Here is a 770-nt window from a genome sequence, read left to right as displayed (position 1 = left end):
GCACCAAGCCGAGCTGGGCCGTTATCGCTCGCCAGGACAAGGCTTTCGACCAGCGGATGCCAGGACATGGCCAAGCGCATTGGCGCAAAGGTGACTGAGGTCGACGCCAGCCATGCGCTGTTCTTCACACAGCCGGCCGTGATCGCTGACGTCATCGACGAGGCTGCGAAGAGCACAAAGCAAGTCGCCAAGTAAAACCGGGCGCAAAAAAGGGCAGACGGCGAAAAGCCGTCTGCTGGTCTCGCCAGGATCTGCCCCTGTATCCGATACCTCACGCATCATCCGCGCGGGGCGCCGTCGGACCAGTCAGCATAATTCGCCCGTTATGCATCCGCCACTGGACTTTATAATTACCGACGTCTGCTTTCGGGATGCACAGCTTTGGTCGATGTGACCGATTTGGGGGGGCGCAAAGCGGCGTGTTAGTTGGGAGCGGCGATCTTCTATAGAAGCTTGATTGAGGATCGTTCGTCGCGGTCATCGCCGATCGGACGTGCTTCCTCGCCATAACGAGAAAGCACCGTCGCGTTTCATGATTGAGCCTCACCCGGCACTCCGGGCACTCCACTGTTCTGCTCTCGTGGCCAGAGCTCGAAGAGTCAGCTGCGGGGCTGCAGCAACGCCAGAATGATGGTCGATAACGCCAAGATGGCTGTAAGTATCAATGGCGCTGAAGCACCGTAGCGATCGACCACGTAGCCGCCGATAAGCGCACCGATGCTAATGGCGACCTGGAACGAAACGACCATCAGGCTGCCGGCAGCCTCCAG

Annotated in this window: 2 pseudogenes; one reads left to right on the top strand and one right to left on the bottom strand. The window is 59.2% G+C overall.

Going from position 1 to position 770, the window contains the following annotated elements:
* Positions 1-195, top strand: a pseudogene (locus AC2YI2_RS35095) (alpha/beta fold hydrolase); the annotation flags it as partial.
* Between the two features lie 404 nt (positions 196-599).
* Here the strand turns inward: AC2YI2_RS35095 and AC2YI2_RS35090 are convergent.
* Positions 600-770 (bottom strand): annotated as a pseudogene (locus AC2YI2_RS35090) (MFS transporter); the annotation flags it as partial.

The organism is Rhizobium sp. SRI_017, from assembly GCF_057586295.1.
The sequence above is the reverse complement of the archived record's forward strand: the minus strand, read 5'-3'. Positions and strand labels throughout refer to the sequence as shown.